The sequence below is a fragment of the Novosphingobium sp. genome, assembly GCF_965228995.1.
Taxonomy (GTDB): domain Bacteria; phylum Pseudomonadota; class Alphaproteobacteria; order Sphingomonadales; family Sphingomonadaceae; genus Novosphingobium.
This window is the reverse complement of the sequence record NZ_OZ245852.1, coordinates 754,781-777,388: the sequence shown is the minus strand read 5'-3', so window position 1 is coordinate 777,388 and position 22,608 is coordinate 754,781. Positions and strand designations below refer to the sequence as shown.

The following is a 22,608-nucleotide window of genomic DNA, read 5'->3' as shown; positions in this document are numbered from 1 at the left end:
CCGCTGCGCGGGCGGTCCCCCTCACCGTTTGGGCTTCGCCAAAACAGGGAGGAACGGAATGGCTCAGCCCGGAATCTGCGCCTGCGCCTCGCGCCCGTCGCCTTCCGGCGCGGCGAGAATATCGCGCACTGCGGCGCCCTTGGCCACGGTCTTGGTCTTCGGATCGCCGACCACGCTGCGGATGCCCACAGCCGATGCGCCCGCCTTGCCGAGCGTATCCGTTTCCACGGCGCTGCGCGGTGCCGGGCCCCCGAACAGGGCATCGAGCGCCTGCTTCGAGCTATCGACATCCTGCGGGCGCGGCGCGCCGGGGTTGGGCGGCATCAGCGAGAAATCGGGCGGAACCACCAGCGGCGCCTGCCTGGTCACGGCGAACTCGTCGGGCCGGATGCGGTTGAACAGCGAGCCTCCCTGCGAGCACGCGCCCAGAAGGGTAGCGCCACCGGCAAGCATCAGGATCGTCGTGGACTTACGCATCAAACAGTCTCCGTGGCGGTATCATTGTCAGCATCCGCCGGCTGGGCGGGCTTTTCGCGCGAAAGCAGCGACCGGGCAAGCAGTATCAGCACACCAAAGGTGATCGCCGCATCGGCCAGGTTGAAGATGAGGAACGGGCGCCACTGGCCAATATGCAGATCGGCATAGTCGATCACATAGCCGCGCGAGGACCGGTCGTAGATATTGCCGAGCGCGCCGCCCAGCACGAGCGCGAGCGCGGCGATCTCGCCCATAACCTTCTCGCGCAGCATCCACACGGCCACGCCGCACGCGATCAGGCCGGTCATAGCCAGCAGCACGAGCTTGGTCTCGCTCGAATCCGCGGTGAACATGCCGTAGGAGACGCCGTAGTTCTCGGTCCAGCGCAGATCGAAGAACGGCAGCAGCTTGATGAGGCCAACCGCCTGCAGATCGAGCGGCCCCGCCACCAGTTCCTTGATCCCGCGGTCCAGCGCAAACACGCCGAGCGCGAGGGCAAAACCCGCCGCCCGCGAGAGCGCAGGGCTCCTCATGCCGGCAGCCCCGCCACCACGTCGTCGCACCGGGCGCAGAGCGCGCCGTCTTCGGTCACTTCGGGCAGGTGCCGCCAGCAGCGGCCGCATTTGTGAAGCGTGGTTGGCGTGATGGTCACTCCCTCGCCCTGCCCGCGCGTCACTGACGCGGTGATGAACAGTTCGGCGAGATCGGCCTCAGGCGCGCCCGCCGGAACCGTCACTTCCGCCTGAAGGCTCGATCCGATCACCTTGTCGCGGCGCAGCGGTTCGATCGCTTCGGTCACCGTGGTGCGCAGCGCCCGCAGTCCTTCGAACCGAGCCGCCAGCGCTTCGTCGCACCACTCGGCCGGCAATTCGCGCAGTGCGCCCAGATGGACGCTGCCACGATCCGGGAACCGCGTGGTCCACACTTCTTCCGCCGTGAACACCAGCACCGGCGAGGCATAGCGCACCAACGCGTGGAACAGCACATCGAGCACCGACCGATAGGCGCGCCGCTTGGGGTCCGTCGGCGCATCGCAATAGAGGCAGTCCTTGCGGATATCGAAGTAGAACGCGGACAAGTCCTCGTTGCAGAAATCGATCAGCACGCGGGTGTAGGTGTTGAAATCGAAATCATCGATCGCGCGGCGCAGCGTAGCATCCACCTCGCTCAGCCGGTGCAGCATATAGCGCTCCAGCTCCGGCATTTCCGCCGCCTCAACGCCTTCGGCATCCCAGTCGAACCCTTCGAGCGCGCCCAACAGATAGCGGAACGTGTTGCGCAGCTTGCGGTACTGGTCCGCCACGCCGCCAAGGATTTCCTTGCCGATCCGGTGGTCCTCGGTGAAATCGACCGACAGCGCCCAGAGCCGCAGGATATCCGCGCCATATTCCTTCATCAGGTCGATGGGCGAGATCGTGTTGCCCAGGGACTTGGACATCTTCATGCCCTTGGAATCCATGGTGAAGCCGTGGGTCAGCACCGCCTTGTAGGGCGCATGGCCGCGCGTCGCACAGGCTTCCAGCAGCGAGGACTGGAACCAGCCGCGATGCTGGTCCGAGCCTTCGAGATAGAGATCGGCATGCGGGCCGGTGTAGCCTTCAGGCCGCAGCAGATCTGGCCACTTGCCCGATTCGAGCACGAAGGCATGCGTGCTGCCACTATCGAACCACACGTCCAGAATGTCGGTGACGCGCTCGTAGTCCTCAAGCCGGTACTCGGCCCCGAGGTACTCCTGCGCGCGCTCCTCGGACCACGCATCGACACCGCCAGCACGCACCGCCGCCACGATCCGCGCGTTGACGGCGGGATCGGCGAGGTACTGGCCGGTCTTGCGATCGACAAACAGCGTGATCGGCACGCCCCACGCGCGCTGGCGCGACAGCACCCAGTCCGGCCGCCCCTCGACCATCGCGCCGATGCGGTTGCGGCCCTTTTCGGGCACCCAGCGCGTTTCGGCGATAGCCTGCACCGCGATCTGGCGAAGCGTCGCGTTCGGATGCTCCAGCGCGCCGCCCTCGTTGTCCCAGCGGTTTTCCGCCCGGCTTTCGGCGTGCGGCATGTCGACCGGTCGGTCCATCGGCACAAACCACTGCGGCGTGCAGCGATAGATCACCTTGGCCTTCGAACGCCACGAATGCGGATAGGAATGCTTGTAGTCGGCAGAGGCCGCCAAGAGACCACGTGCCTCGCGCAGGTCGGCGCAGATCGGTCCATCAGGAGCGTTGAACTTGGGGTTGATAACGCTGCCCTGCCCGCCGAGCCAAGCCCAGTCAGCGCGGTACTTGCCGTCGCCCTCGACCGCGAAGACCGGCTCGATCCCGTGCGCCTTGCACAGCGCAAAGTCGTCCTCGCCATGGTCCGGCGCCATATGGACAAGGCCCGTGCCGCTGTCGGTCGTGACGAAATCGCCGGGAAGGAACGGACGCGGACGCAGGAAGAATTCGGCCAGCGGCGAGTTCACATCCACATTCCCGTCACCCCGGACTTGATCCGGGGCTTGGCTTTCCCCTTCCGGCGCGGCGCTTGAAGAAGAGCCCAGCCCCGTGTCAAGCACGGGGCGACGGAAAAGGTTGGCCATCGGGTGGCGGCAGATGGTTCCGGCGAGGTCGGAGCCTTTGCCCGACCATTCTTCAAGATCAACAAGTCCAGCGCCGGGCCATGTCCGCCTAAGACGATCTTCAAACTCAGAGCGAAGAGCCGCATCGGCCGCCAACACAATCTTATGTTCTTGCAGCGCTTTTACGCTGGGGTGTTCAAAGATGTCGCCTTCGTACGAGCCTGGCACCGTCACAATGATAGTGAAGAGCCTGTACTCAACCTCCGGCCCATAAGCCAAAGCCTGGTTCACCGGGATCGTCCACGGCGTCGTCGTCCAGATCACCGCATGGGCGCCGACCAGTTCGGAAATCGGCGACTCAACGATCTCGAACGCGACGTCGATCTGGGTCGAGACGATGTCCTCGTACTCGATCTCCGCCTCGGCCAGCGCGGTCTTCTCCACCGGGCTCCACATCACCGGCTTCGCGCCGCGATAAAGCTGGCCGCTTTCCGCAAACTTCAGCAGTTCGCCGACGATGGTGCCTTCCGCTTCCGGGTCCATCGTCAGGTACGGATGGTCCCAATCGCCATTGATGCCCAGCCGCTTGAGCTGCTCGCGCTGCACGTCCACCCACTTCTGGGCATAGGCGCGGCATTCGGCGCGGAATTCGACCGGCGGGACCTCGTCCTTGTTCTTCTTCTTCTTGCGGTACTCTTCCTCGACCTTCCACTCGATGGGCAGGCCGTGGCAATCCCAGCCGGGCACATAGGGCGCGTCCTTGCCGAGCAGGCTCTGCGTGCGGCAGACCATGTCCTTGAGGATATGGTTCAGCGCATGGCCGATATGCATGTCGCCATTGGCGTAAGGCGGGCCATCATGGAGAATGAACTTCTCCGCCCCGGCCCGCGCCTCACGCAGTTGCCGATAAAGCCCCTCGTCCTGCCAGCGCGCGAGAATGCCCGGCTCCTTCTGGGGGAGGCCGGCCTTCATCGGGAAATCGGTCTTCGGCAGGAAGACGGTCGAGCGAAAGTCGCGGGTTTCTTGGCTAGGAGCTTCGGTCATGATCGGCGGGCCTTAGCCTCGCTGCCCGGTTTGCGCAATTTCTGGTTCGCTCGGTGGCCAAACCTGCCCACTCCCCCGTTCGTGTCGAGCGAAGTCGAGACACCTGGCGCGGCGTATGGTGTCTCGACTTCCGGCCCTACCGGCCGGAAGTTTATCCCGAGCGAAGTCGAGGGGCTCGACACGAACGGTCTAAGGTGGTGCAATCCGACTTCATGCCCCGCAAAGGACAACTCCATGCCCGCCCCCAATCTTAGCACCGCGTTCCTGAGGGCCGAAGGGCGCGGCGCGCTGGCCATGAATGTCGCCGTCCTGATCATCGCCACCATCGTGATCAACGGCTTCCTCTTCGCCATCGGCTGGGCGCGGCCGAGCGGGCGGCAGATGCCGATGATCCCGCCCGGCGCAATCGTCGGCCTGATCTGGACCGTGCTGCTTGGCCTGATGGGCGCGGCGCGCTGGGTCTATGTGCGCGGCAGCGGGGATTCCGGCTGGCGTTCGTGGACGCCCTTCGCGCTGGCCGCACTGTGCATCGCCTATCCGTTCTACACCAGCGGACTCCAGCGCAACGCCGCCGCGTTCTGGGGCACGGTGATCACGCTCATCGTCGCGGTTGCCGTCATGCTGGTGCTGCGCGGGCGCGAGCGCCGCGCGCCCTGGCTCATCGTGCCGACCGCATTCTGGGGCGGCTACGTCCTCAGCGTGATGATCGCCTACCCGCCAGCCTGATCGAGGAGCCGCTTCGCCTCATCACAATCGCGCTCCATCTGCGCCACCAGCGCATCGAGGCTATCAAACTTCGCCTCGCCGCGCAGGAAATGGTGGAACGCCACCTCGATCTCCTGCCCATAGAGATCGCCGCTGAAGTCGAAGAAATGCGGCTCGAGCAATTCCTTGGGCGGATCGAACGTCGGGCGAATGCCGAGATTTGCCGCGCCTTTCAGCACGCGCCCGTCTGGCAAGTGCCCCGTCACCGCATAGATGCCGTAGCGCGGCCGCAGATAGGTCCCCACATCGAGGTTCGCGGTCGGGAAGTTGATCGTGCGCCCCACCTTGTCGCCGTGCTGGACCGGTCCGCGGATCGCAAAGGGCCGCGTCAGCAGGCGTGCGGCCTCCTGCGGATCGCCCGCCACCAGCGCCTCGCGAATGCGGCTGGAGGAAACGACCTCACCGTCGAGCAGCACCGGGCCCACCGCGCGCGTCGCCAGCCCCACTTCGGCGCCGACTTCGCGCAGCACATTGATATTGCCGCCCCGCGCGCGGCCGAAGGTGAAGTCCTCCCCCGTCACCACCGCCGCCGCACCCAGCCGCGCCGACAGCAGATCGCGCACAAACGAATCCGCCGTCGTCGCCGCCAGCGTGCCATCAAAGGCAAACACCAGCATCGCATCCGCCCCGGCCTCCGTGAACAGCGCCTCGCGCTGATCTAGCGTGGTCAGGCGGAACGGCGGCGCATCGGGCTTGAAGTGGCGCACCGGATGCGGATCGAACGTCGCGATGATCGCGGGCCGACCTTCAGCGCGCGCCCAACGCACGGCCTCTCCGGCAACAGCCTGATGGCCAAGGTGAAACCCGTCGAAATTGCCCAGCGCGATCACCGCACCGCGCAGCGCTTCGGGCATCGTTTCGCTGGCATGGAGGCGCATCACGCCGCGCCCCGCTCGAAGGTCACGAAGTCGTAGGCGGGATAGCCGCCCTCGGCCGGAAAGCTCTCCCGCGCCGTCTCGCGCCACGGTGCCGCCGGGTAGGGCAGCCGCGTGTCGCCGCCGTATTCGCCGTGGACTTCGGTCAGCTCGTAGCGCTGCGCGAGCCCCTCGAACTGCGCAAGCACATCCGCGCCGCCGATCACCGCGACAGGACCATCCCCCGCCAGCGCCAGCGCGCCCGCGACGTCGTGCACCACTTCGGCCCCGGGTGCGGACCACCCGGTATCGCGCGTCAGCACGATATGGCGCCGCCCCGGCAGCAGCCCCGGCAGCGAGGCAAAGGTCTTGCGGCCCATGATCATCGGCGTGCCCATGGTCAGCGCCTTGAAGCGCTTGAGGTCCGCGGGCAAGCGCCACGGAAGGGCACCCCTACCCTCGATGGTGTCGCCAATCGTGCCATCGCTGGCCCGCGCCACAATGAGCATCACCTGCTGCGCCATCTACAGCACCAGCCTCGTCACATGGCCCATCTTGCGCCCGGGCCGCACCGCCGCCTTGCCGTAGAGGTGCAAGTGGTTGGCCGGATCGGAAAGCAACGCCGGCCAATCATGCGCCTCGTCGCCGATCAGGTTATCCATCACCACGCCCGCCGCGCACAGCTCGGTCGAGCCGAGCGGCAGCCCGCAGATTGCGCGGACGTGGTTCTCGAACTGCGAGGTGAGCGCGCCCTCGATCGTCCAGTGCCCGGAATTGTGCACGCGCGGGGCCATCTCGTTGAACACCGGGCCATCGGCGGTCGCAAAGAATTCCAGCGTCAGCACGCCGACATGGCCAAGGCTATCTGCCACCTGCTTGGCCAGCCCACGCGCCGCGTCCATTTGCGCACGTACCGACGCGCCCGCCGGCACTACCGACTGGCTCAGGATCCCCGCCTTGTGCGCGTTCTGCGCTGAATCCCAGAAGCGCACGTCGCCATCGGCCCCGCGCACGAGGATCACCGAAAACTCGGCGTCGAACGTCACGAAACCTTCGTAGACCAGTGCCGCGTCCGGCAATTCCAGCGCTTCGGCATCAGCGGGCGTCATGATCCGCCACTGGCCCTTGCCGTCGTAGCCGTCTCGCCGCGTCTTCAGGATGCCCGGCGTGCCGATTGTCGCAATCGCCGCCGCCAGATCCTGCGCGCTGTCCACCACCGCCCAGGGCGCGGGCCGCCCGCCGAGCGCCTCGACGAAGCGCTTCTCCGCCGCTCGGTCCTGCGCCACTTCAAGCGAGCGCGTCCCCGGATGCAGCACCGCATCACCGAGCGCAGCGAGCGGCGCGACCGGCACGTTCTCGAACTCGTAGGTCACCACCGCGCAGGCCTTGCCGAACGCTGCCAACGCCTCGGCATCATACCAACCGGCGCACGTGAACCCCGCGCAGACGTCCGCCGCGATCGAATCCGCCTCGGGCGCATAGACATGGCAGCGATAGCCGAGATTCGCCGCCGCAAGCGCGATCATCCGGCCGAGCTGCCCGCCGCCGAGGATGCCGATAGTTTCGCCGGGTGGGATCATCCGCTCACACCGGCCGTTCCGCGACCGAAGCGGTCTGCGCCGTGCGCCACGCCACGAGCCGCTCGCTCAGCGCAGGATCCGAGAGCGCGAGGATGGAGGCCGCCAGCAGCGCCGCATTGGTCGCCCCTGCCGCGCCGATGGCGAGCGTGCCGACGGGAATGCCGCCCGGCATCTGGACGATGGAAAGCAGGCTATCCATGCCCTTCAAGGCCTTGGACTGCACCGGCACGCCCAGCACCGGCAGATGCGTCATGGAGGCGATCATGCCCGGCAGATGCGCCGCGCCGCCTGCGCCCGCAATGATCACCTGAATACCCTCGGCCGCCGCGCCCTTGGCAAAGGCCACCAGCCGGTCCGGCGTGCGGTGCGCCGAGACAATGCGGCACTCATGCGCCACGCCCAGCTTTTCGAGCACGGCCGCGCCGTTCTGCATGGTCTCCCAGTCAGACTGGCTGCCCATCACGATAGCGACTTTTGCCGCGCTTTCAGTCATCCCCACGCATCCCCTCTCGTCCGGCGCGCTTCAGCGCTCCGAAAGATAGTACCGCTCGATCTCGGCGAGATTGTCGTCCAGCTCATAGACGATCGGCTGGCCGGTCGGAATCTCGAGCCCGGTGATATCGGCGTCCGAAATGCCCGAAAGGTGCTTCACCAGCGCGCGCAGCGAATTGCCGTGCGCGGAAACCAGCACGGTCTCTCCCTTGCGCAGCGCCGGGGCGATCTTCTCGTCCCAGCACGGCAGCACGCGCGCGATCGTGTCCTTGAGGCTTTCGGTGTTCGGAACCGCGATCCCGGCATAACGCGGGTCGCTCGCGAGATCGAACTCGCTGCCCGCTTCCAGCGGCGGCGGAGGAATATCGAAGCTGCGCCGCCAGACTTTCACCTGTTCGTCGCCGTGCTTCGCCGCCGTCTCGGCCTTGTCGAGACCGGTCAGCCCGCCATAGTGCCGCTCGTTGAGCCGCCAGTCCTTGTCCTCGGGTATCCAGATCCGCCCGGCGGCTTCCAGCGCCAGATGCAGCGTCTTGATCGCGCGTTTCTGGAGCGAGGTGAACGCGGTCGTGGGCAGGATGCCCTTCGCCTTGAGCAGCTCACCCGCGGCAAAGGCCTCGGCCGCGCCTTTTTCGGTGACGTCCACGTCCCACCAGCCGGTGAAGCGGTTTTCAAGGTTCCACTGAGACTGACCGTGGCGGATAAGGATCAGGCGGGGCATCGAAGGTCCTGCATGTCTGCGTTTCGGTAAGCGCGCGGACCTAGCGCTCCCCTCGCTGTTTGGAAAGCCCTGCCGCACCAGGCCGCGCGCTACGTTTCCGAAGGCGCGTCCTCTGCCGCCGCGCCCAGGGCCCGCGCCTGCGCCTTGCGCCGCCGCAGGTTCTCGCGCAGCCGCAGCGCCAGCCGCTCCTCGCGGGTCAGTGCGGGCTTGTCGTCTGCAAGTGGGGTCTTGTCGGCCATGGCGCGCTTCTCTGCCGCGCCGGCGCGCGGCCTGCAAGCCCGTCCTTGACAAACGCAAGCCCCGCCGCCAAAGCGCGCGCCTGCCCGCCCCGGCATTGCCGGGCTCGGGTGCAAGCAGAGATGCTGGCGGAAATGGTGTGCTGCTGTAGCTCAGTGGTAGAGCGCATCCTTGGTAAGGCTGAGGTCGGGAGTTCAATCCTCCCCAGCAGCACCATTTCGTTAGGCGCGCACGTCGATTTTGAGACGTGCGCGCGTTGGGCTGGAGTAAGCCCGCATTCCTGCGCCATTTCGTCCCTGTAGTCTGCTCTACTCAGGACAGAGACAGCGAGCCGAACCTCGAAAACAGACCCTTTCTGGCCTTGAGTCTCAAAGCGGACTGTTGGTGTCCTGAGGGCAGATTTGGCGGGAATTCAGGCGGTCTTGTTGTCGGCAGAGAATCCCAGCGCAGTGCGCTGCTCCGTCCAATCCTCAGGCAATTCGCTGACGCGCAGAAGCCGCCGTGCGGTCAATTCGATGGGCTGGCGGCCGTCGATGATGGCTGTAACGATGTCGGGCGCGAGGAAGCGCAGCCGTGCAAGCCTGCAAAGATGGCTACGCTTAGTGGCATCCTCAATCCAAGGTTCGGTGTTGATTTGCTGCCATGCCGCCCAGCCCTTGCCTAGAAGTTCGATCAGCTTGCCATCCCGATTGACAGGACGGGCGTCGGGATTGCTGTAGACGAGCCGCAGTTCATGACCGCGCCGCCGGAGCGAAGTTGGCACCTCGATGTCGATGCAATCCGTGATGCCCGATGCGGGAAGCGAGATCGCGAATAGATTCGCAAGTTCGCTCCGGCCGATTTTGATTCGGAGTGTGGCAGCGCTCATGACGATGCGTGCATCGAGCGCTTCAAGCATGGCCGCAAGCGCACTCGGTCGCCGCAGGTTGGCGATGACATCATCGTGCCGCGCAGCGATGGTCAATCTAGCGTCCGCAGCACCAAACTCGGCAGCAAGACGGAATGGATCGTCGAGCAGGCTATCGATGGCCCGGTGGACCATTGTTTCGAGATCGCCTGCCGGAAGGCGCCAGGCGTCAGCGCTGGCTGATGATTTGGTCGTGTAATAACGGTAGCGGCGCCCAGAACGGTTGGCATGTGCTGCGATCAGCGGATTGCCATCGGCGTCCTTTATTCGCCCTGCCAACGGGCTCACAAGACCTGAGCGTGGCCGGGTGCCAAGGCTGGTAAGTCGTATCTGCCCCTCCTCCCATACCTTGCGATCAACGATCGCGTCGTGTGCACCCTTGTAGACTTTGTCGCCGTGACACGTCTCACCGAGGTATATGCGATTCTTCAAGACGTGGCGGATTGCACCCGGCTTGTAGGGCTTGCCGCCCACAATGCGACCGTCGCGCATCATGCGGACCCGCGATTTGATGCCGCGCCGTTCCAGTTCGGAGGTTAAGGCCGCCAGCGTCGGGAACTCGCTGTGCAGTGCAAAGATCAGCCGAACGGTGGCAGCCTCGGCTTCGTTCACGACGAGCACTCGGTCTCTGACGTCATAGCCGACTGGGATGGGCCCACCCATCCACATGCCTTTCTTCTTCGAGGCCGCAATCTTGTCGCGAATGCGCTCGCCGGTGACCTCGCGTTCGAACTGGGCAAACGAAAGCAGCACATTGAGCGTCAGGCGGCCCATTGAATTCGTGGTGTTGAACGCCTGGGTAACGCTGACGAAGCTGGCACCAGCACCGTCGAGCACTTCGACGATCTTGGCGAAGTCCGCCAGACTCCGGGTCAAGCGGTCAACCTTGTAGACAACAATCACGTCTACGTTTCCCTGCTCCACCGCGTCGAGCAAGCGTTGCAGCGCCGGGCGATTTATCGAGCCGCCCGAGAAACCGCCATCATCGTAAACATCGGGCAGCATCGTCCAACCTTCGTGCTGCTGCGACAAGATATAGGCAGCGCATGCCTCGCGCTGCGCGTCGAGGCTGTTGAAGGCTTGCTCCAAACCTTCCTCGGTCGACTTGCGAGTGTAGATCGCGCAGCGAACTGCCCCAGTCTGCACGCGGGGGCCGCCTCGGGTATTCCTACTGGCCATGGCGCGGCACCTGGACTGGAGGTGCTGGCGGGCGGCGCAAGCCGAAGAAGCGAGGGCCTGACCAGTGCGCGCCGGTGATTCGTTCAGCGATTGCCGAGAGCGAAGCCCAGGTGCGGCCATCGAACTGGAAGCCCTCCTCCGTGACCAGTACCGAGTGCATACGGCCGTTCCATTGTCGCATCAGCCGGGTGCCGGGCTTTAACCGGATCGGCAAATCGTCGGCCGTGACAACGCCATTCTTGGCAACTGCCTCTAGGGTCCGCCGGGTCACAGTCGACAAACCGCCCAAGGAGCGCTCTTGCAAAGCATGCGCAATGCCGCGGCGGAGCATTGAATGGGGCACTGCAGGGACTGTCCGTCCACACACCTCAGCCCACCGATCGCGCAGCTGAGCTGGCGACAAGGTCGCCAGCTCAGCAAGGTCGATATCGATTTTGGACATCAGACGGTTGTACGTTCGTCGGTTTGGGCGGTCGCAACAGCGGCTGCAGCTAAACTTGGACCTGCCTGGGCGCCGCCGAAGTCTCCAACCGAGTGGGAGGCATCGACTGAAACTACCGCCGAGGCGGGGACGATGCGATAGCGAGTTGCTTCATCGCTCTTGAAACGCTCGATCGCATGACCTTGTTTGCGCAGGCCCGACAGAGCGGCGCGGGCAGTATGAGGCAGCCAACCAGAGGCATCGATGATCTCCGCAAGCGAGGCGCCACCTGCCCGACTCAGCATATCAATCAACGCGCGCTGCCTCGTCGCTCGCTCGACTTTTGGAGGGGACAAAATAGCCGGTGTATTCGCGGAACCGATTGCCACCTCGCAGCCCATAAGTTGAGGGTCACGGGCCATGCGGCGAGGCTTGCGCGTAGAATTCATTGGGTGGTCTCCTGTTCGGAGCAGCGCCGTGCCGCTCCCACCACCCAAGGCCCCGCCGGTCCGCCGGTCGGGGCTGGTTGTCGACTCAATTCCGGCTAAACCTGACGAACAGAGCAATGCTCGGTTCTGGCATGAAGTCGAACATTATCTGCTCCTCAGTAGCGAGCTGTTTGCCGGACTACGAAGAGATGCGTGACTGCGTGCCGGAATGTTGGTCCTAGCGTTCAAATTACCGCCACTCTGGGTTCACAGGACCAGCCATGCGAGCAAGATCGAGGTCGCGCTGCCAGAAAGGTCAGAATATGGGACAAACTCGCCGTTCCCGCGCCGACGATTACGCGGCAGGTTCGTCACCAAAACCCGACACTCGGCGAGCGCAAATTTTGGTTGGACTGCGACTGCAAATGGGCCGGAAGCCGACAGGCAGGTCCCGGGAGGCGATACTGGCTTAGCGGACGTTCAACGGGCCCAAAAGGCTATGGCAGCAGTCGACCACAAATGGCCGTTTGCGTTCATTGCGGCGAACGTCTGATCCCGACATTAGCTGCCGTTCAGCCCGATCAAGGACCGCGATCGGAACATGCCGAATAGCCGATTGAATACGAGGCCTTCAACCCTTGGGCCGCAAACCGGCACGTCGGAACACTGGTGGATACCAGCCTGACCGCTCTGGGGGGGGGCGAAGTGAGATAAGCGGCTCTTCTTTCATCTTGCTTGTGGCATCCGCTAAGGGCGCTGCTTGCGGAAAGCACTCTCATGCGACGTCACTGCCCGCACCTGATGATCAACTGAAGCTTAGTTCATCGATCCGACAGATGCCTCGGCGCAAAAAGCTCTCGGCCGATGTCGATGCTCCGACAGCGAGGCATTCCCGAAGCAGCTTCAAGAGTATCGGAAGATCAAAGGTCGCATCAGAGGGCATGGCCTGGATGGCCTGACCGATGTGCCCTGCAACAGTTGGGCTGGTGACGGCCGGAAGATTGCCTGCCAGGATATTGGTTAGATAGCCCTTCGGCGTGCCGACCGCCGCATGAAAGGCGGCATCGGGTTTGGTCCAGTCGATATACCGCTTTTTCTTGATGGGTGTCGCCGAAGTCGAATCAATAAAGGCGACAAGCGCATCGCGCGACATGCCGGCCAAGCCTGCAAAATAGTGGAGGGGCAACCGCTCATTCTGGCCGACCTCAAGAGCGAATCGGATATAGTCCGTCGGATCGTTGGGGTGCGTCTGATCGAGGAACGCCTCGAGGATGTGTGCCCGTGTCAGCATGCCAAAATGGTTTGCCGGCTTGCCGTCAGTCTCCAACGCAGTGACATCGCCCACCAGACGAAGCGTCGGCGCTCCCTCAACCTCGCTAAACTGTCCTTCCTTCACGAAGCTCAGCTTCTCAAGCAGTGCCTTGTCGATCTGCAGGGTTCGGCCACCATCGGTCAGCATACCGCTGTCGAGATCGGCGACCATCGAACGCGCCGGGCCCAATTGAAGCAACTTTTCCACCATCGGCAGGATTTGGGCGCGGGCTTCCGCGTCGCGAGCATCTAGAATAGCACGTAGATCGCTGTATTTGATCCGCGATGACTGACCAGGATAGCGATAGAAAATGTCGCCTTCCTTGATTGAACCGACCTGCTTCACCGCGATTACCGGTCGGCTGGCATGCTGCTGCACATGTATCACGCCAATCGTTTTCCCGTCGACGGTTGCCGTCGCGATTCCGAAAACGGGCGTGGGATCGAACATGGCTTTCACACTCGTGGAGAAATCTGCGGGGTCGGCATCGGCAAACTCGCCGGAATCCAAGCCGCCGACCGCGTGACTCCAGTCCTCGCCATTCGGTCCCTTGGTATCCTTGTCATGGACCCCGAAGAACAAAAGACCGCCAGCATTGTTCGCCAAGGCAGCTATCGCGCGAAGCCATTTGTCCTGATGCTTGAAGCCGAAGTTTGCCTTGCATTCGCATCGATCTGTTTCACCACCGCCGAGCCGCCACACCCCATCACTGCCCTTGGAGAAATAGCCGACGATGTTGGCCTGTGACAACGGATTGTCATCTGGTTGAGCAGATCCAGCTGGCGTAAGAGCGGGCGGGTTTGCGAGAAAAGCGTCTACCTCAGATTGTGTCGCCGCAACGATTGCCGTTGAGTTACTGTAAGATCCGTTGCCAATCCCGGTGATCCGGCCACTGTTCACTTTGCGATCGGGCCTGTTGAAATACAGCTGAATATCGCTGTTCTTCATCTTCCGGCCGAGCATCGCTTTAATCAGGGCGATCTCGGTATCCGTGATACTACGCTTCCCCATAGTGCAGTTCCCCCTCTGCCCTGCAGCGTAGTCGACGTTGGCTAACGGGACCATCCTCGCGCGACCATGATAACGAGATAGCGATCAACAAGCCGGGAGGCTGATACGGCAGACGGGTCGAAATTAGGTTAACAGGTCGAGCCGGTTCACCCGTTTCATTTCCTTGCGCACCCAATTTTTGTAGGGCTGTGCGGCTCCTTCGAGTTCTTCGGCCATGTGAATTTCCGTTACCGCGAAATCGTCAGGAACGGTGAATTTCAGGCCGGAGCGCAACAACGCGCCAACGACGTAGTCGTAGCTGACGCTGTGATCCTCATGATATTCGATCGCATACAGGCCAAACGCGTCGGCTATTAGTGGGTCGATGATCGTGTAAATGAATTCCCGCGACAGGGCCTGGAAGTCTTCCCGCGCGGGGACGCAAAAATGCTGGATGGCGTTCCGCGCCAGCCGAAGCCGCTCAAAGCATTTCGGATTGGGGATGCGCTTGCCCGTGGTCGCCCACAATATCTGCGGCAGGCGTTCGAAATCATGTGTGCGCCCGCGCTTTATGAGCGTTTCGATATCGAGTATGCCGCCACGATTATCGTCGAGCCCGAATATATCCTTGAAAATCAGAAGCGGATGTTCTCTGGCGATGATAGCCTTCAGGAACAGCTCCCCCGCATGGGCAGCGTTGAGGACGCAAATATGCTGCCAATGCTCGTTTCCGGGATCGAGATAAACGGCGTGGGTATTGGCTTGCGTCAGAGCGCCGATAGCCAGATTTAGGATACGATCGGGAATCTGTAGCAGCGCAGGGTTCATGTCCGCCACGCTACCGTGCTTCCGTACGCAGCACCATGTCCCCTGGCGCTGCGGATCAACATTACCTCATCTGATCGACTGTTCGGGAATAGGAATGGGTGCCATGAATGGCCGGGAATGGGTCATTCCGCCGTCAGCGGCTTGGCTGGTGCTGACCGGAGGTGGATCCTTAATGGTCCAATTTGCAAACGTCGGCTCTTGTCTGAAACCGCCGTTTAGCGAGCCGGCCGTCAACGACTGCTTCGTACCAAGTGCAGACCTTTTTGTGCGCGACCGCGAGCGCGCATAAACGGCGGCTTTTAGGGAGACCGGTCGTCACGCTGAACGGCCGAGAATGGGGCGCATTGCCTACTAGCAGCGTGGGCCTAATGCCGGTTCAGTTGCGTCTGGGCCCTAGGCTGTATGGCAGGTTCAGTGCGGCATGGCCTCTGCCACGAGCGCCAGCGCGGCTTCGATCCGAGCAATGCGGACCAGCAAAGCCGCTTCGCGTGTCTCGCGCCGTGCCAGCACACTCAAAACGCGCGCCAGACGGAGCGCAAGGTCGCCAATCGCCTCGCGCTCTTGCGCGTCGCAAAGGCTGCCATCAGGGCGCGGTCCGATCTGCAGTGTGGTAGCGTGATTCAATGGCACACGAATCGGCCAGGTTGAGTCGTGATGATCGATCGACATGGCAAGACCGTGCTCGCCGGCTGCGGTCTGACGCACCACCACAGCCGCGCGCTGGACATGTAGTCGCTCGACCAGCAGCTCACAGACAGCATCGATAAGGTGTTCGCGGCCGCCGGCTTCGGCCAGGTCGTCGATCAGGATTGGGCCGTCGCGGCGCAAACGGACGAGGTCGGCGCGAAAGCGATGTTCGACAAAGTGGCCAATGCGATGGTGTAGCGGGCCAATCGCCACCGCAGCAAAGGCTGCGCCCAGTCCGCCGGCCAGCGCACCAATGCTCTCGCCAAACCATTTCTCACCCACGATCTCGATTATCTTTTCGGTGCCGGCAAAGATCGCCACCAACGCCAGCGTCATGCCGCCATACAGCAGCGACCGGCTGATCACCACCGGCGCATCATACAGCCGATAACGCAACAGCGACATCACCAGCCCGCCGGTAATCAGAAGCGCGGTGATCGCATACAACGCCGGGGTGGTAATGAATGTCCAAGGCCCGATCACCGCAGCGGGAAACGCGGGATAGATGATACTGTCCAATATCCATCCCACACCCGCAAACCAGCCGAACGCGAGGACGAACCCCAGCATCGCCCAGCGCCATTGCCGCCGCGCATCGCGGGTTTCGCTGCGATACCGCTGCACCAGCGCACCCAGTGACAGCACCGCGACAACTACCACGATCGGAAAAACCGAGGCAGGCAGCAGCACCATGCAAACGATAAGCGGCAGCAAGGCAAGCGCCAGCCAGCCGGTCCAGCGCGGCCTGAATTCGCCAGTGGGAAACGACAGACACGTGGTGACCAACGCGGCAAAGGCCAGCATGGCAACCGCTTCGAACAGCCACCAGGCACCGTTGACCATAAAGAACCACGCCTGATTGCCCGCAATCGCGGCCAGCGCCAGCAGGCCGACCGACAGCAGGGCAGCCACCGGTTCGGCTCGGCGCCGAAACAGAAGGAGCGCACCGCCTGCCAAGACCACCGGCGCCAGAGCAAACAGTCCGACGCAGAGCCAGGTCATCACTGCGGGTGACAATCCTGCAGGCGCTAGCATCCGCTGCGCCGTGCGTTCGCGGTGGACCAGCTCCACCCGCCGCGCCGCGCCGCCAGGATGGCGCACAGTCAACGTCACAGGCTGGCCCTCGTTGACCAACAATCGACGGTTTGCCTGCTCGGCGGCGATCAGATCGTCATCGTTGTGGCGCGGCACGGCGACGCCATCGATCGCTTCGATCTGGTCACCCACCCGCGCCCCCGCCGCGACCGCCTCCGGCAGGGCAGTTTCAATCCGATTGGCAGAGCTGTCGAAGGATATGCCCAGCGGCAGCCATGCGCGTGACGCCGCAGCGCCAAAATCGAGCATGATCCGGGCCGCGCCGACCGTGCCAACCACCAAAAACACCGCCAACAGGCCCCACGTGGCGGCAATCACGATTTGCTCGCCTCGGCCCATCGTGGGCAGACGCCAGACCGTCGATGTTTGCGCCACGCCCGATACCCCCTTATGACTTGCCTCGCATCAAACGTAGCGCCGGGACATTGGCTGACAAGCCGCGTTTCGGGCAACGTCCCGCAGCACGGGCGCTTGCTGGCACGAACGGGCCTCCGCAAAGTTCGCGGTATGCACGTCGCTGTTCAGAGATTGCCCCGTATCCGATCCAACTGCAGTCGGTGGCACCATGTTGAATCGCGGAATGTGGCGCGAATTCAAACGATATTTTCCAAAAGGACTCCTAGAAAAGCCCGGTTGAAGGCAAGATTGCAGCGCGATTCGGTGTTGCGCAAACCGATTTTGGCGCGGCGTCGAGTGACGCTGACAGATGACCAAACGGCAGCCAATTCGGTTTGTTGCTGTAAGGTGCCGGTCCGGGCCGTCCCGCGTGCGGGCCCAGGCCAAACAATCGTAGGCGGCTCAACCGCAATGACCGGTTTCAGGAACTGGCCCTCAATGCTGGAATGACCAAAATTAGGGCGCATACCTGACGGTCCGCTTCGGCGCGTCTGATTGGCGGCATCTGTCGGGAGCGGACGTTCGTAGTGTTTGATGCGATTGACCGAAGGTGGTCGACACCGGAAGTTCGAACGCTGTCCAATGAGTCTCGCTCAGCGGCCGCAATAGGGCTGTAAGCTGCCTGGCAAGTCCTAAGCTAAGATTCCGCAAAAATAGAATTTCGCCGTAATTGCACCCGGAACAGCTATTAATGGGTAGGTTGCGAATTCAGTGGGTCGAACGGCAGACAGCGAAATCAGCCGTCAAGCAACTATTCAAGCTCTTGCTGACGAAAAGGTCGTTAGTCGCAGCGGTCTTACGAAGCGGCTGACCCTACGCCGGCGCTTCGACACGCTCGCAATTTGGCCCGGATCGTCTAATGTGAGCCAAGCATGGAGCACAGCGGAGTTCGTTCGTCAGAGAAATGACGAACCGGAGGGGGTAAATGGGCAGCTTCCGATTTCTGCATGCGGCCGACGTGCACTTGGACAGTCCGCTTCACGGCCTCGCGCGCTACGAGGGCATTCCGCTCGAGGACGTCCGCGGCGCGACCCGTGCGGCCTTCGACAACCTGATCGACCTGGCGCTCCGGGAGCATGTCGACTTCATGGTGATCGCCGGAGACCTATACGACGGCGAATGGAAGCACATGGGGACGGGCCTCTACTTCGCGCACGCCATGGGCCGACTGGACCGAGAAGGCATCCCGGTCTTTCTGCTTGCGGGCAATCACGACGCGGCCTCGGTGATAACTCGTCAGATACCGTGGCCCGCCAACGTACGGCTTTTCAGCAGCCGCCAGCCTCAGACGCACCTGCTGGAAGATCTCGGCGTCGCGGTGCACGGCCAGAGCTTTGCCACGCCTGCAGTCACGGAAAACCTCGTGGCAAAATACCCCGACGCCATCTCGCACGCCTTCAACGTAGGCGTGCTCCACACCGCTCTTTCCGGCGCTCCAGGGCACGCGCCCTACGCCCCCTGCGACGTTCCCGACCTGATGGCGAAGGGCTACGACTATTGGGCCCTGGGACACGTCCACGCCCAGCAGATCGTCTCCACAGAACCGCACGTCGTCTACCCTGGCAACCTTCAGGGCCGTAACATCCGCGAGACTGGTCCGAAGGGCGCAGTGCTCGTGGAGGTGGCCGACAGGCAGGTGAGCTCCGTTATACCCGTCGAGCTCGACGTGCTTCGCTGGAGCAGGATCGAGGTGGACTGCACGGATGCCCGGATGGACGGTGTTACTGACCTGATCCGTTCCGCCCTGGGGTCCACATTGCCAAGTGAAGGCGCAGGCCGACCGCTGATCGTCCGTGTGGCGCTTTACGGATCCTCGGAGATCGCGGGCACGCTGAAGGACCGCGCGGCGGAACTCCGCGACGAGGTTTGCGCGATCGCCACATCCATCTCGCCCGATCTCTGGATCGAGAAGGTGGTCAGCGAGGTAACCTCACCGCCTGCCGCTCAAGGGCCGGAAGCTGGCCTCGACTTCGCCGAGATCATTGACGAGGCGCCTTCCGATCCAGATCTTATCGCGGAGCTGAGGATTGAGCTCGAGCCGTTCCTCGTGTCGGCCAAGTCCTCACTTGGAGAGCCCGAGGAGGACGAGCTGCGTGCGCTCGCCGAAGCCGGTAGCTGGGACCGCATCCTAAAGGCGAGCGCGACCGCACTGCGGGCTCGCTTGTTAGGGGACGCCTGATGCGGTTCGCCACACTCAGTCTGGAGAAGTATGGCCACTTCGAGGATCGCGTCCTCGAGTTTCGAGCGGGCGCCTCCGACCTCCATCTTATCTACGGCGCGAACGAGGCCGGTAAGAGCACGTCGATGGCCGCGGTAAGGGATCTTCTGTTCGGAATCCCCATGCGGTCGCCCTACAACTTCCGCTTCGACTACCCCGCCAGATCGGTCTCAAGCGAGCAATGGGCATGATCTTGACTGCCCGGCAAGTGACCGCCGCCGAAGGGCTCGAACTGGGATTTGTTCACGAGGTCGTACCTGCTGATGACTTGATGACGACCGCGCGACGCCTTGCGGACGCCATGCTCGCGCTGTCGCCAATGTCGCTCCGCGCCTCCAAGCAGGCTGTCCAAAAGGGACTCGATGAGCCAACACTGGCCGCAGCTTATGCTGGTCAGGAGCGGTATCCGGCAGTCAAGGCCCTGTTCCGGTCGAAGGACAGCCGCGAAGGGCCTTTGGCCTTTGCCCAGAAGCGTCCGCCGAAATGGACAGGGCAGTAGGTGATCGACGCAAATGTGCTAGGCGCGCAAGATCGGCTGGAGTCCGCCTACCCTATTCAGAGTAGGTACTCCCAGCGCCGCGCTAGGTGCCCGCTGCCGCCGCCTTGTCCTGACCGCCGGCTATCGCGTCAGCGTAGGTGCCCGGATCGATTGGCTCAAGCACGCCTGCTTGGATCAAGGCAAAGGTTTCGTTTGGCCGATCGATCCAGTCCGTAAGGACCTGTTCGCTTTGTTCACCCATCAGTGGAGCTGGCCTATCCGGCACATCCGCCGCATTGGAAAGTTTGGAGGACCATCGCTCGGCTATAACAGGCTCAGCCAGATATGGATGGATTTCTGTGCGAAATAGCCCACGCTCGCGGAAATAGGCAAAGTCTGGCAGGTCCGCGACGCGCAGCATCCGCGCAGCGGGCACGCCGGCGCCCTGAAGCTCCAGCATGGAAGCCTCTGCTGTCCGCGCCGCAATCCAGGGCGCGAGAACCGCATCGATTTTGTCGCGCGCCGCAATTCGCTGTGCTGGCGATCTGAGTTCGGAGCCTTCGGCCAGCCCGATTTTTTCGCAAAGTCGTTGCCAATCGTCATCGTTGCGCACGGTGACGACACACCATTCATCGTCGCCGGCTGCACGATAGACGCTCCAGGGCCAGTCGGGAGTCTCGTCGCTGACAAGTCCGGCTGAAGCCCGAGCCACATCCTTCGCAAAATGAGCCAGCATGACTTCTGCCTGCGATACGCTGACAGTCCCGCCCCTCCCGGTGCGAAGCCTGCGGATCAGCATTGCAACGACGGCGGTTGCACCGATCCTGCCGGCGACATGGTCGGGGTAGATAGTCACGGAATCGGAAAAGCTCGCGGGATCATCCGGATAGCGCCACGCCAGCGTCATCCCGGTTGCGGCGCGGACGAGTGGACCATAACCCATGCGGACGCTCCATGGCCCCGACGTCCCGAACGCGGAGCTGTCGGCAACCACAAGCGCTGGATTCATCGACGCGAGCGTATCGAAATCCAGACCGAGCGATTCCATCGTTCCTGGTTTGAAGTTCGACAAAATGATATCGGCCTTGGCAGCCAGCTCCAGGAAGAGGGCGCGACCGACGGGATTACGCAAATTGATCCCAAGGCTCCGCTTGTTGCGGTGTCCTGCTGCAAAACTCGCGGACAAGCCGTAAGACAGGTACGATTGTCGGCTGCCGTCAGGGTAAGCCCGCGACTCGACTTTGACGACATCCGCACCGCCGTCGCCAAGCAATCTGCCCTGCTCGGCACCGACCACGATTACCCCGAGGTCAAGCACGCGAAGCCCTGAAAACGGAAGCGTCTCGCTCGCCATTGGCTTCGGCCAGGAAATCGCAGCGCCCTCATTCTTGGCCGGAGCGGGCCCCATGCGGACGCCATCAATCGTGACCACCCCGTTGGGAATTTTCACTTTCCGGCCCGACGGTAGCATCGCCGGAGCAAACGCTTCCCTTGCCAGCATATGGTCTGACGACAGGCATTCATCAAAAGTCAAAACTGCTGCAATCGGAACCCCGTGTTGCTGACCTTCGCGTTCAAGATCGGCACGCTTGCGATCGGCAAAAAAGGACGCAATCGCAGGCAGAAGGTCGGCTGACTTGTAACGATAGGCCGTATTCTCGAATTCAGGACCGGCAAAGGCCTCGGGCTCTCCCATCCACCGGAACATGCCCTGCCACTGCCGCTTGGCGAGCAGGCATATTCGGACGTACCCATCAGAACAGGCAAGGATCGGGTATTGAATTCCTTTGACGGGCCTGTCGCGCGACAGCAGATGGATGGGCCTGCCCATAGTTGCGCTGCCGTTGATACCGTACCCGGGATCAAGCGCCTGAACCGCGCCATCGAGTGCAGAAAAGTCGATGTGGTCGCCCATTCCGGTCTTGAACGCCCGATAGAGTGCGGTCACGAGCACAAAGGCGCCTTGCGACGCTGCGCATTGATAAGCCAGATCACCGGGCGGGAGCAGCGGCGGCTTGCCCCGAATCCCGGACCGCGAAAGTTCACCTGAGAGGGCATGCAGAACGGGATCTGAGGCAGACCATGCTCTAAAAGCGGTGTCGGTCCCGAAGTCGCTGACTGTCATTGTGACAAGGGCTGGTCGCGCAGCCCGCGCCGACGAAAGGTCAAACGTCGACTTGGAATCCACAACAACTGCATGGGCGGTTGCGATGTGATCAGCGATGGTCGCGCTATCCGGACAGCGCTTTCCGACATTTGAAGCTAGGTCAGTGATTTCGTCTGAAGAAGCGCTTGCTACTATACGCAACACGTCTGCGCCCAGCTCTGCCAGGTACCGGGTGAGCGGCGCCAAGGGGCCGCTCACGGCATCGATCACGACGACTCCAGTGAGCGGCTTGGTGCAGGCAGCGGCTTGCTTCATGCTGGCTGACCCTGCTCGAACGTGGGCAGTCCCTCGGGTATTACGACCCAGGGAAGTTTTGAAGCTGTCCAGATATGAATTGCGGGCGCATGGGCCGATGGGTCGTCGAGCGTTCCCGCCTTGAGCGCCACCATCTTGGGTGTTGCGGACGGCACCGATCGAATTGGCGAACCGCAGTTGCCGCAAAATTCACGCGCGAGTGCTGCGCCGCTGGCTGTCCCGCGGTCATCCCACGACGCCAACTTGCCTTCGATCTGCATTGTGCTGGCCCGAATGATCAGGTTCACGGAATAGGCTGCGCCCGATTGGCGGCGGCACTGGGTACAATGGCAAGCAGCCACGACCAGAGGTGGCGCACTGACCGTATACCGGACAGCCCCGCAGTTGCAGCCGCCCTTCAGCTCGACATCGTCAGCCATTGTCCGTCTCCCAGATTTATGCGCAAGTTTCCATTGCATCACTTACCTAACGTCATTAGATTGTAAATACGCAAAAACTTGTCGAGGCTGAATTGGCCTCAAGG

21 protein-coding genes and 1 tRNA gene are annotated in these 22,608 nt (G+C 62.8%); 5 read left to right on the top strand and 17 right to left on the bottom strand.

What is annotated here, in order from left to right:
• Positions 1 to 63: 63 nt before the first annotated feature.
• From ACO056_RS03525 to ACO056_RS03515, 3 genes are read right to left on the bottom strand one after another with little or no spacing between them, the layout of a single operon-like run.
• The gene (locus ACO056_RS03525; protein ID WP_421851890.1) at positions 64 to 477 is read right to left on the bottom strand and encodes a DUF3035 domain-containing protein; all 414 of its coding nucleotides are present in this window, start codon (positions 475 to 477) and stop codon (positions 64 to 66) included.
• Positions 477 to 1,010, bottom strand: a complete 534-nt coding sequence (gene lspA, locus ACO056_RS03520) for a signal peptidase II (RefSeq protein ID WP_421851887.1) — start codon at positions 1,008 to 1,010, stop codon at positions 477 to 479. Before lspA ends, ACO056_RS03525 begins: the two co-directional genes overlap by 1 nt.
• Entirely contained in the window at positions 1,007 to 4,078 is a 3,072-nt protein-coding gene (locus ACO056_RS03515) for an isoleucine--tRNA ligase (RefSeq protein ID WP_421851884.1), read from the bottom strand. Before ACO056_RS03515 ends, lspA begins: the two co-directional genes overlap by 4 nt.
• Before the next feature lie 234 nt (positions 4,079 to 4,312).
• On the opposite strand from ACO056_RS03515, the gene ACO056_RS03510 reads away from it, so the two are divergent.
• Entirely contained in the window at positions 4,313 to 4,804 is a 492-nt protein-coding gene (locus ACO056_RS03510) for a TspO/MBR family protein (protein ID WP_421851881.1), read from the top strand.
• Here ACO056_RS03510 and ACO056_RS03505 read toward each other — a convergent pair.
• The 6 genes from ACO056_RS03505 to ACO056_RS03480 form a co-directional block, all read right to left on the bottom strand.
• Positions 4,789 to 5,721 carry a bifunctional riboflavin kinase/FAD synthetase gene (locus ACO056_RS03505; RefSeq protein ID WP_421855281.1) on the bottom strand — a complete coding sequence of 311 codons (933 nt, stop codon included), beginning with the start codon at positions 5,719 to 5,721 and terminating at the stop codon, positions 4,789 to 4,791. The two genes, ACO056_RS03510 and ACO056_RS03505, sit on opposite strands and share 16 nt — an antisense overlap.
• Complete coding sequence (locus ACO056_RS03500) at positions 5,721 to 6,221, bottom strand: dihydrofolate reductase (protein ID WP_421851878.1); 501 nt, start codon at positions 6,219 to 6,221, stop codon at positions 5,721 to 5,723. The genes ACO056_RS03505 and ACO056_RS03500 overlap by 1 nt, the downstream gene beginning before the upstream one ends.
• Positions 6,222 to 7,277, bottom strand: coding sequence for a 5-(carboxyamino)imidazole ribonucleotide synthase (locus ACO056_RS03495; protein ID WP_421851875.1), 1,056 nt, complete (start codon positions 7,275 to 7,277; stop codon positions 6,222 to 6,224).
• Between the two features lie 4 nt (positions 7,278 to 7,281).
• The gene (gene purE / locus ACO056_RS03490; protein WP_421851872.1) at positions 7,282 to 7,770 is read right to left on the bottom strand and encodes a 5-(carboxyamino)imidazole ribonucleotide mutase; all 489 of its coding nucleotides are present in this window, start codon (positions 7,768 to 7,770) and stop codon (positions 7,282 to 7,284) included.
• Between the two features lie 30 nt (positions 7,771 to 7,800).
• Positions 7,801 to 8,487, bottom strand: a complete 687-nt coding sequence (gene gpmA / locus ACO056_RS03485) for a 2,3-diphosphoglycerate-dependent phosphoglycerate mutase (RefSeq protein WP_421851869.1) — start codon at positions 8,485 to 8,487, stop codon at positions 7,801 to 7,803.
• 89 nt (positions 8,488 to 8,576) lie between these two features.
• Positions 8,577 to 8,726, bottom strand: a complete 150-nt coding sequence (locus tag ACO056_RS03480) for a hypothetical protein (protein WP_421851866.1) — start codon at positions 8,724 to 8,726, stop codon at positions 8,577 to 8,579.
• Positions 8,727 to 8,865: 139 nt separating this feature from the next.
• Here ACO056_RS03480 and ACO056_RS03475 point away from each other — a divergent pair.
• Positions 8,866 to 8,940 (top strand) — tRNA-Thr (locus tag ACO056_RS03475).
• Positions 8,941 to 9,136: 196 nt separating this feature from the next.
• On the opposite strand, the gene ACO056_RS03470 is transcribed toward ACO056_RS03475, so the two are convergent.
• From ACO056_RS03470 to ACO056_RS03445, 6 genes are all read right to left on the bottom strand, one after another.
• The gene (locus ACO056_RS03470) at positions 9,137 to 10,777 is read right to left on the bottom strand and encodes a recombinase family protein (RefSeq protein WP_421851863.1); all 1,641 of its coding nucleotides are present in this window, start codon (positions 10,775 to 10,777) and stop codon (positions 9,137 to 9,139) included.
• 22 nt (positions 10,778 to 10,799) lie between these two features.
• Complete coding sequence (locus ACO056_RS03465; protein ID WP_421851860.1) at positions 10,800 to 11,252, bottom strand: DUF2924 domain-containing protein; 453 nt, start codon at positions 11,250 to 11,252, stop codon at positions 10,800 to 10,802.
• Positions 11,252 to 11,680 (bottom strand): DUF3489 domain-containing protein, encoded by a 429-nt coding sequence (locus ACO056_RS03460; protein WP_421851857.1) that lies wholly within the window; start codon positions 11,678 to 11,680, stop codon positions 11,252 to 11,254. The genes ACO056_RS03465 and ACO056_RS03460 overlap by 1 nt, the downstream gene beginning before the upstream one ends.
• A 784-nt stretch (positions 11,681 to 12,464) precedes the next feature.
• Positions 12,465 to 13,982 carry a helix-turn-helix domain-containing protein gene (locus ACO056_RS03455; RefSeq protein ID WP_421851855.1) on the bottom strand — a complete coding sequence of 506 codons (1,518 nt, stop codon included), beginning with the start codon at positions 13,980 to 13,982 and terminating at the stop codon, positions 12,465 to 12,467.
• A 123-nt stretch (positions 13,983 to 14,105) separates the two neighbouring features.
• Positions 14,106 to 14,789, bottom strand: a complete 684-nt coding sequence (locus tag ACO056_RS03450) for a hypothetical protein (RefSeq protein ID WP_421851852.1) — start codon at positions 14,787 to 14,789, stop codon at positions 14,106 to 14,108.
• A 411-nt stretch (positions 14,790 to 15,200) separates the two neighbouring features.
• On the bottom strand, positions 15,201 to 16,946 hold the full coding sequence (locus ACO056_RS03445; protein WP_421851849.1) for a hypothetical protein: 1,746 nt from the start codon (positions 16,944 to 16,946) through the stop codon (positions 15,201 to 15,203).
• Positions 16,947 to 17,892: 946 nt separating this feature from the next.
• Here ACO056_RS03445 and ACO056_RS03440 point away from each other — a divergent pair.
• From ACO056_RS03440 to ACO056_RS03430, 3 genes are read left to right on the top strand one after another with little or no spacing between them, the layout of a single operon-like run.
• Positions 17,893 to 19,146 carry a metallophosphoesterase family protein gene (locus tag ACO056_RS03440; protein ID WP_421851846.1) on the top strand — a complete coding sequence of 418 codons (1,254 nt, stop codon included), beginning with the start codon at positions 17,893 to 17,895 and terminating at the stop codon, positions 19,144 to 19,146.
• Entirely contained in the window at positions 19,146 to 19,376 is a 231-nt protein-coding gene (locus ACO056_RS03435; protein WP_421851843.1) for an AAA family ATPase, read from the top strand. The genes ACO056_RS03440 and ACO056_RS03435 overlap by 1 nt, the downstream gene beginning before the upstream one ends.
• The gene (locus ACO056_RS03430; protein WP_421851840.1) at positions 19,373 to 19,684 is read left to right on the top strand and encodes an enoyl-CoA hydratase-related protein; all 312 of its coding nucleotides are present in this window, start codon (positions 19,373 to 19,375) and stop codon (positions 19,682 to 19,684) included. The genes ACO056_RS03435 and ACO056_RS03430 overlap by 4 nt, the downstream gene beginning before the upstream one ends.
• An 82-nt stretch (positions 19,685 to 19,766) precedes the next feature.
• On the opposite strand, the gene ACO056_RS03425 is transcribed toward ACO056_RS03430, so the two are convergent.
• Together ACO056_RS03425 and ACO056_RS03420 are read right to left on the bottom strand one after the other, a co-directional pair.
• A complete protein-coding gene (locus tag ACO056_RS03425) occupies positions 19,767 to 22,085 on the bottom strand; it encodes a CoA transferase (RefSeq protein ID WP_421851837.1) in 2,319 nt (772 codons plus the stop codon).
• On the bottom strand, positions 22,082 to 22,504 hold the full coding sequence (locus ACO056_RS03420; RefSeq protein ID WP_421851834.1) for a GFA family protein: 423 nt from the start codon (positions 22,502 to 22,504) through the stop codon (positions 22,082 to 22,084). The genes ACO056_RS03425 and ACO056_RS03420 overlap by 4 nt, the downstream gene beginning before the upstream one ends.
• Between the last annotated feature and the right edge of the window lie 104 nt (positions 22,505 to 22,608).

What these genes read in the sequence shown, in the direction of transcription:
- ACO056_RS03525 (WP_421851890.1), bottom strand. Translation starts at nt 477, where the DNA reads ATGCGTAAGTCCACGACGATCCTGATGCTTGCCGGTGGCGCTACCCTT.
- lspA (WP_421851887.1), bottom strand. Translation starts at nt 1,010, where the DNA reads ATGAGGAGCCCTGCGCTCTCGCGGGCGGCGGGTTTTGCCCTCGCGCTC.
- ACO056_RS03515 (WP_421851884.1), bottom strand. Translation starts at nt 4,078, where the DNA reads ATGACCGAAGCTCCTAGCCAAGAAACCCGCGACTTTCGCTCGACCGTC.
- ACO056_RS03510 (WP_421851881.1), top strand. Translation starts at nt 4,313, where the DNA reads ATGCCCGCCCCCAATCTTAGCACCGCGTTCCTGAGGGCCGAAGGGCGC.
- ACO056_RS03505 (WP_421855281.1), bottom strand. Translation starts at nt 5,721, where the DNA reads ATGCGCCTCCATGCCAGCGAAACGATGCCCGAAGCGCTGCGCGGTGCG.
- ACO056_RS03500 (WP_421851878.1), bottom strand. Translation starts at nt 6,221, where the DNA reads ATGGCGCAGCAGGTGATGCTCATTGTGGCGCGGGCCAGCGATGGCACG.
- ACO056_RS03495 (WP_421851875.1), bottom strand. Translation starts at nt 7,277, where the DNA reads ATGATCCCACCCGGCGAAACTATCGGCATCCTCGGCGGCGGGCAGCTC.
- purE (WP_421851872.1), bottom strand. Translation starts at nt 7,770, where the DNA reads ATGACTGAAAGCGCGGCAAAAGTCGCTATCGTGATGGGCAGCCAGTCT.
- gpmA (WP_421851869.1), bottom strand. Translation starts at nt 8,487, where the DNA reads ATGCCCCGCCTGATCCTTATCCGCCACGGTCAGTCTCAGTGGAACCTT.
- ACO056_RS03480 (WP_421851866.1), bottom strand. Translation starts at nt 8,726, where the DNA reads ATGGCCGACAAGACCCCACTTGCAGACGACAAGCCCGCACTGACCCGC.
- ACO056_RS03465 (WP_421851860.1), bottom strand. Translation starts at nt 11,252, where the DNA reads ATGTCCAAAATCGATATCGACCTTGCTGAGCTGGCGACCTTGTCGCCA.
- ACO056_RS03460 (WP_421851857.1), bottom strand. Translation starts at nt 11,680, where the DNA reads ATGAATTCTACGCGCAAGCCTCGCCGCATGGCCCGTGACCCTCAACTT.
- ACO056_RS03455 (WP_421851855.1), bottom strand. Translation starts at nt 13,982, where the DNA reads ATGGGGAAGCGTAGTATCACGGATACCGAGATCGCCCTGATTAAAGCG.
- ACO056_RS03450 (WP_421851852.1), bottom strand. Translation starts at nt 14,789, where the DNA reads ATGAACCCTGCGCTGCTACAGATTCCCGATCGTATCCTAAATCTGGCT.
- ACO056_RS03440 (WP_421851846.1), top strand. Translation starts at nt 17,893, where the DNA reads ATGGGCAGCTTCCGATTTCTGCATGCGGCCGACGTGCACTTGGACAGT.
- ACO056_RS03435 (WP_421851843.1), top strand. Translation starts at nt 19,146, where the DNA reads ATGCGGTTCGCCACACTCAGTCTGGAGAAGTATGGCCACTTCGAGGAT.
- ACO056_RS03430 (WP_421851840.1), top strand. Translation starts at nt 19,373, where the DNA reads ATGATCTTGACTGCCCGGCAAGTGACCGCCGCCGAAGGGCTCGAACTG.
- ACO056_RS03425 (WP_421851837.1), bottom strand. Translation starts at nt 22,085, where the DNA reads ATGAAGCAAGCCGCTGCCTGCACCAAGCCGCTCACTGGAGTCGTCGTG.
- ACO056_RS03420 (WP_421851834.1), bottom strand. Translation starts at nt 22,504, where the DNA reads ATGGCTGACGATGTCGAGCTGAAGGGCGGCTGCAACTGCGGGGCTGTC.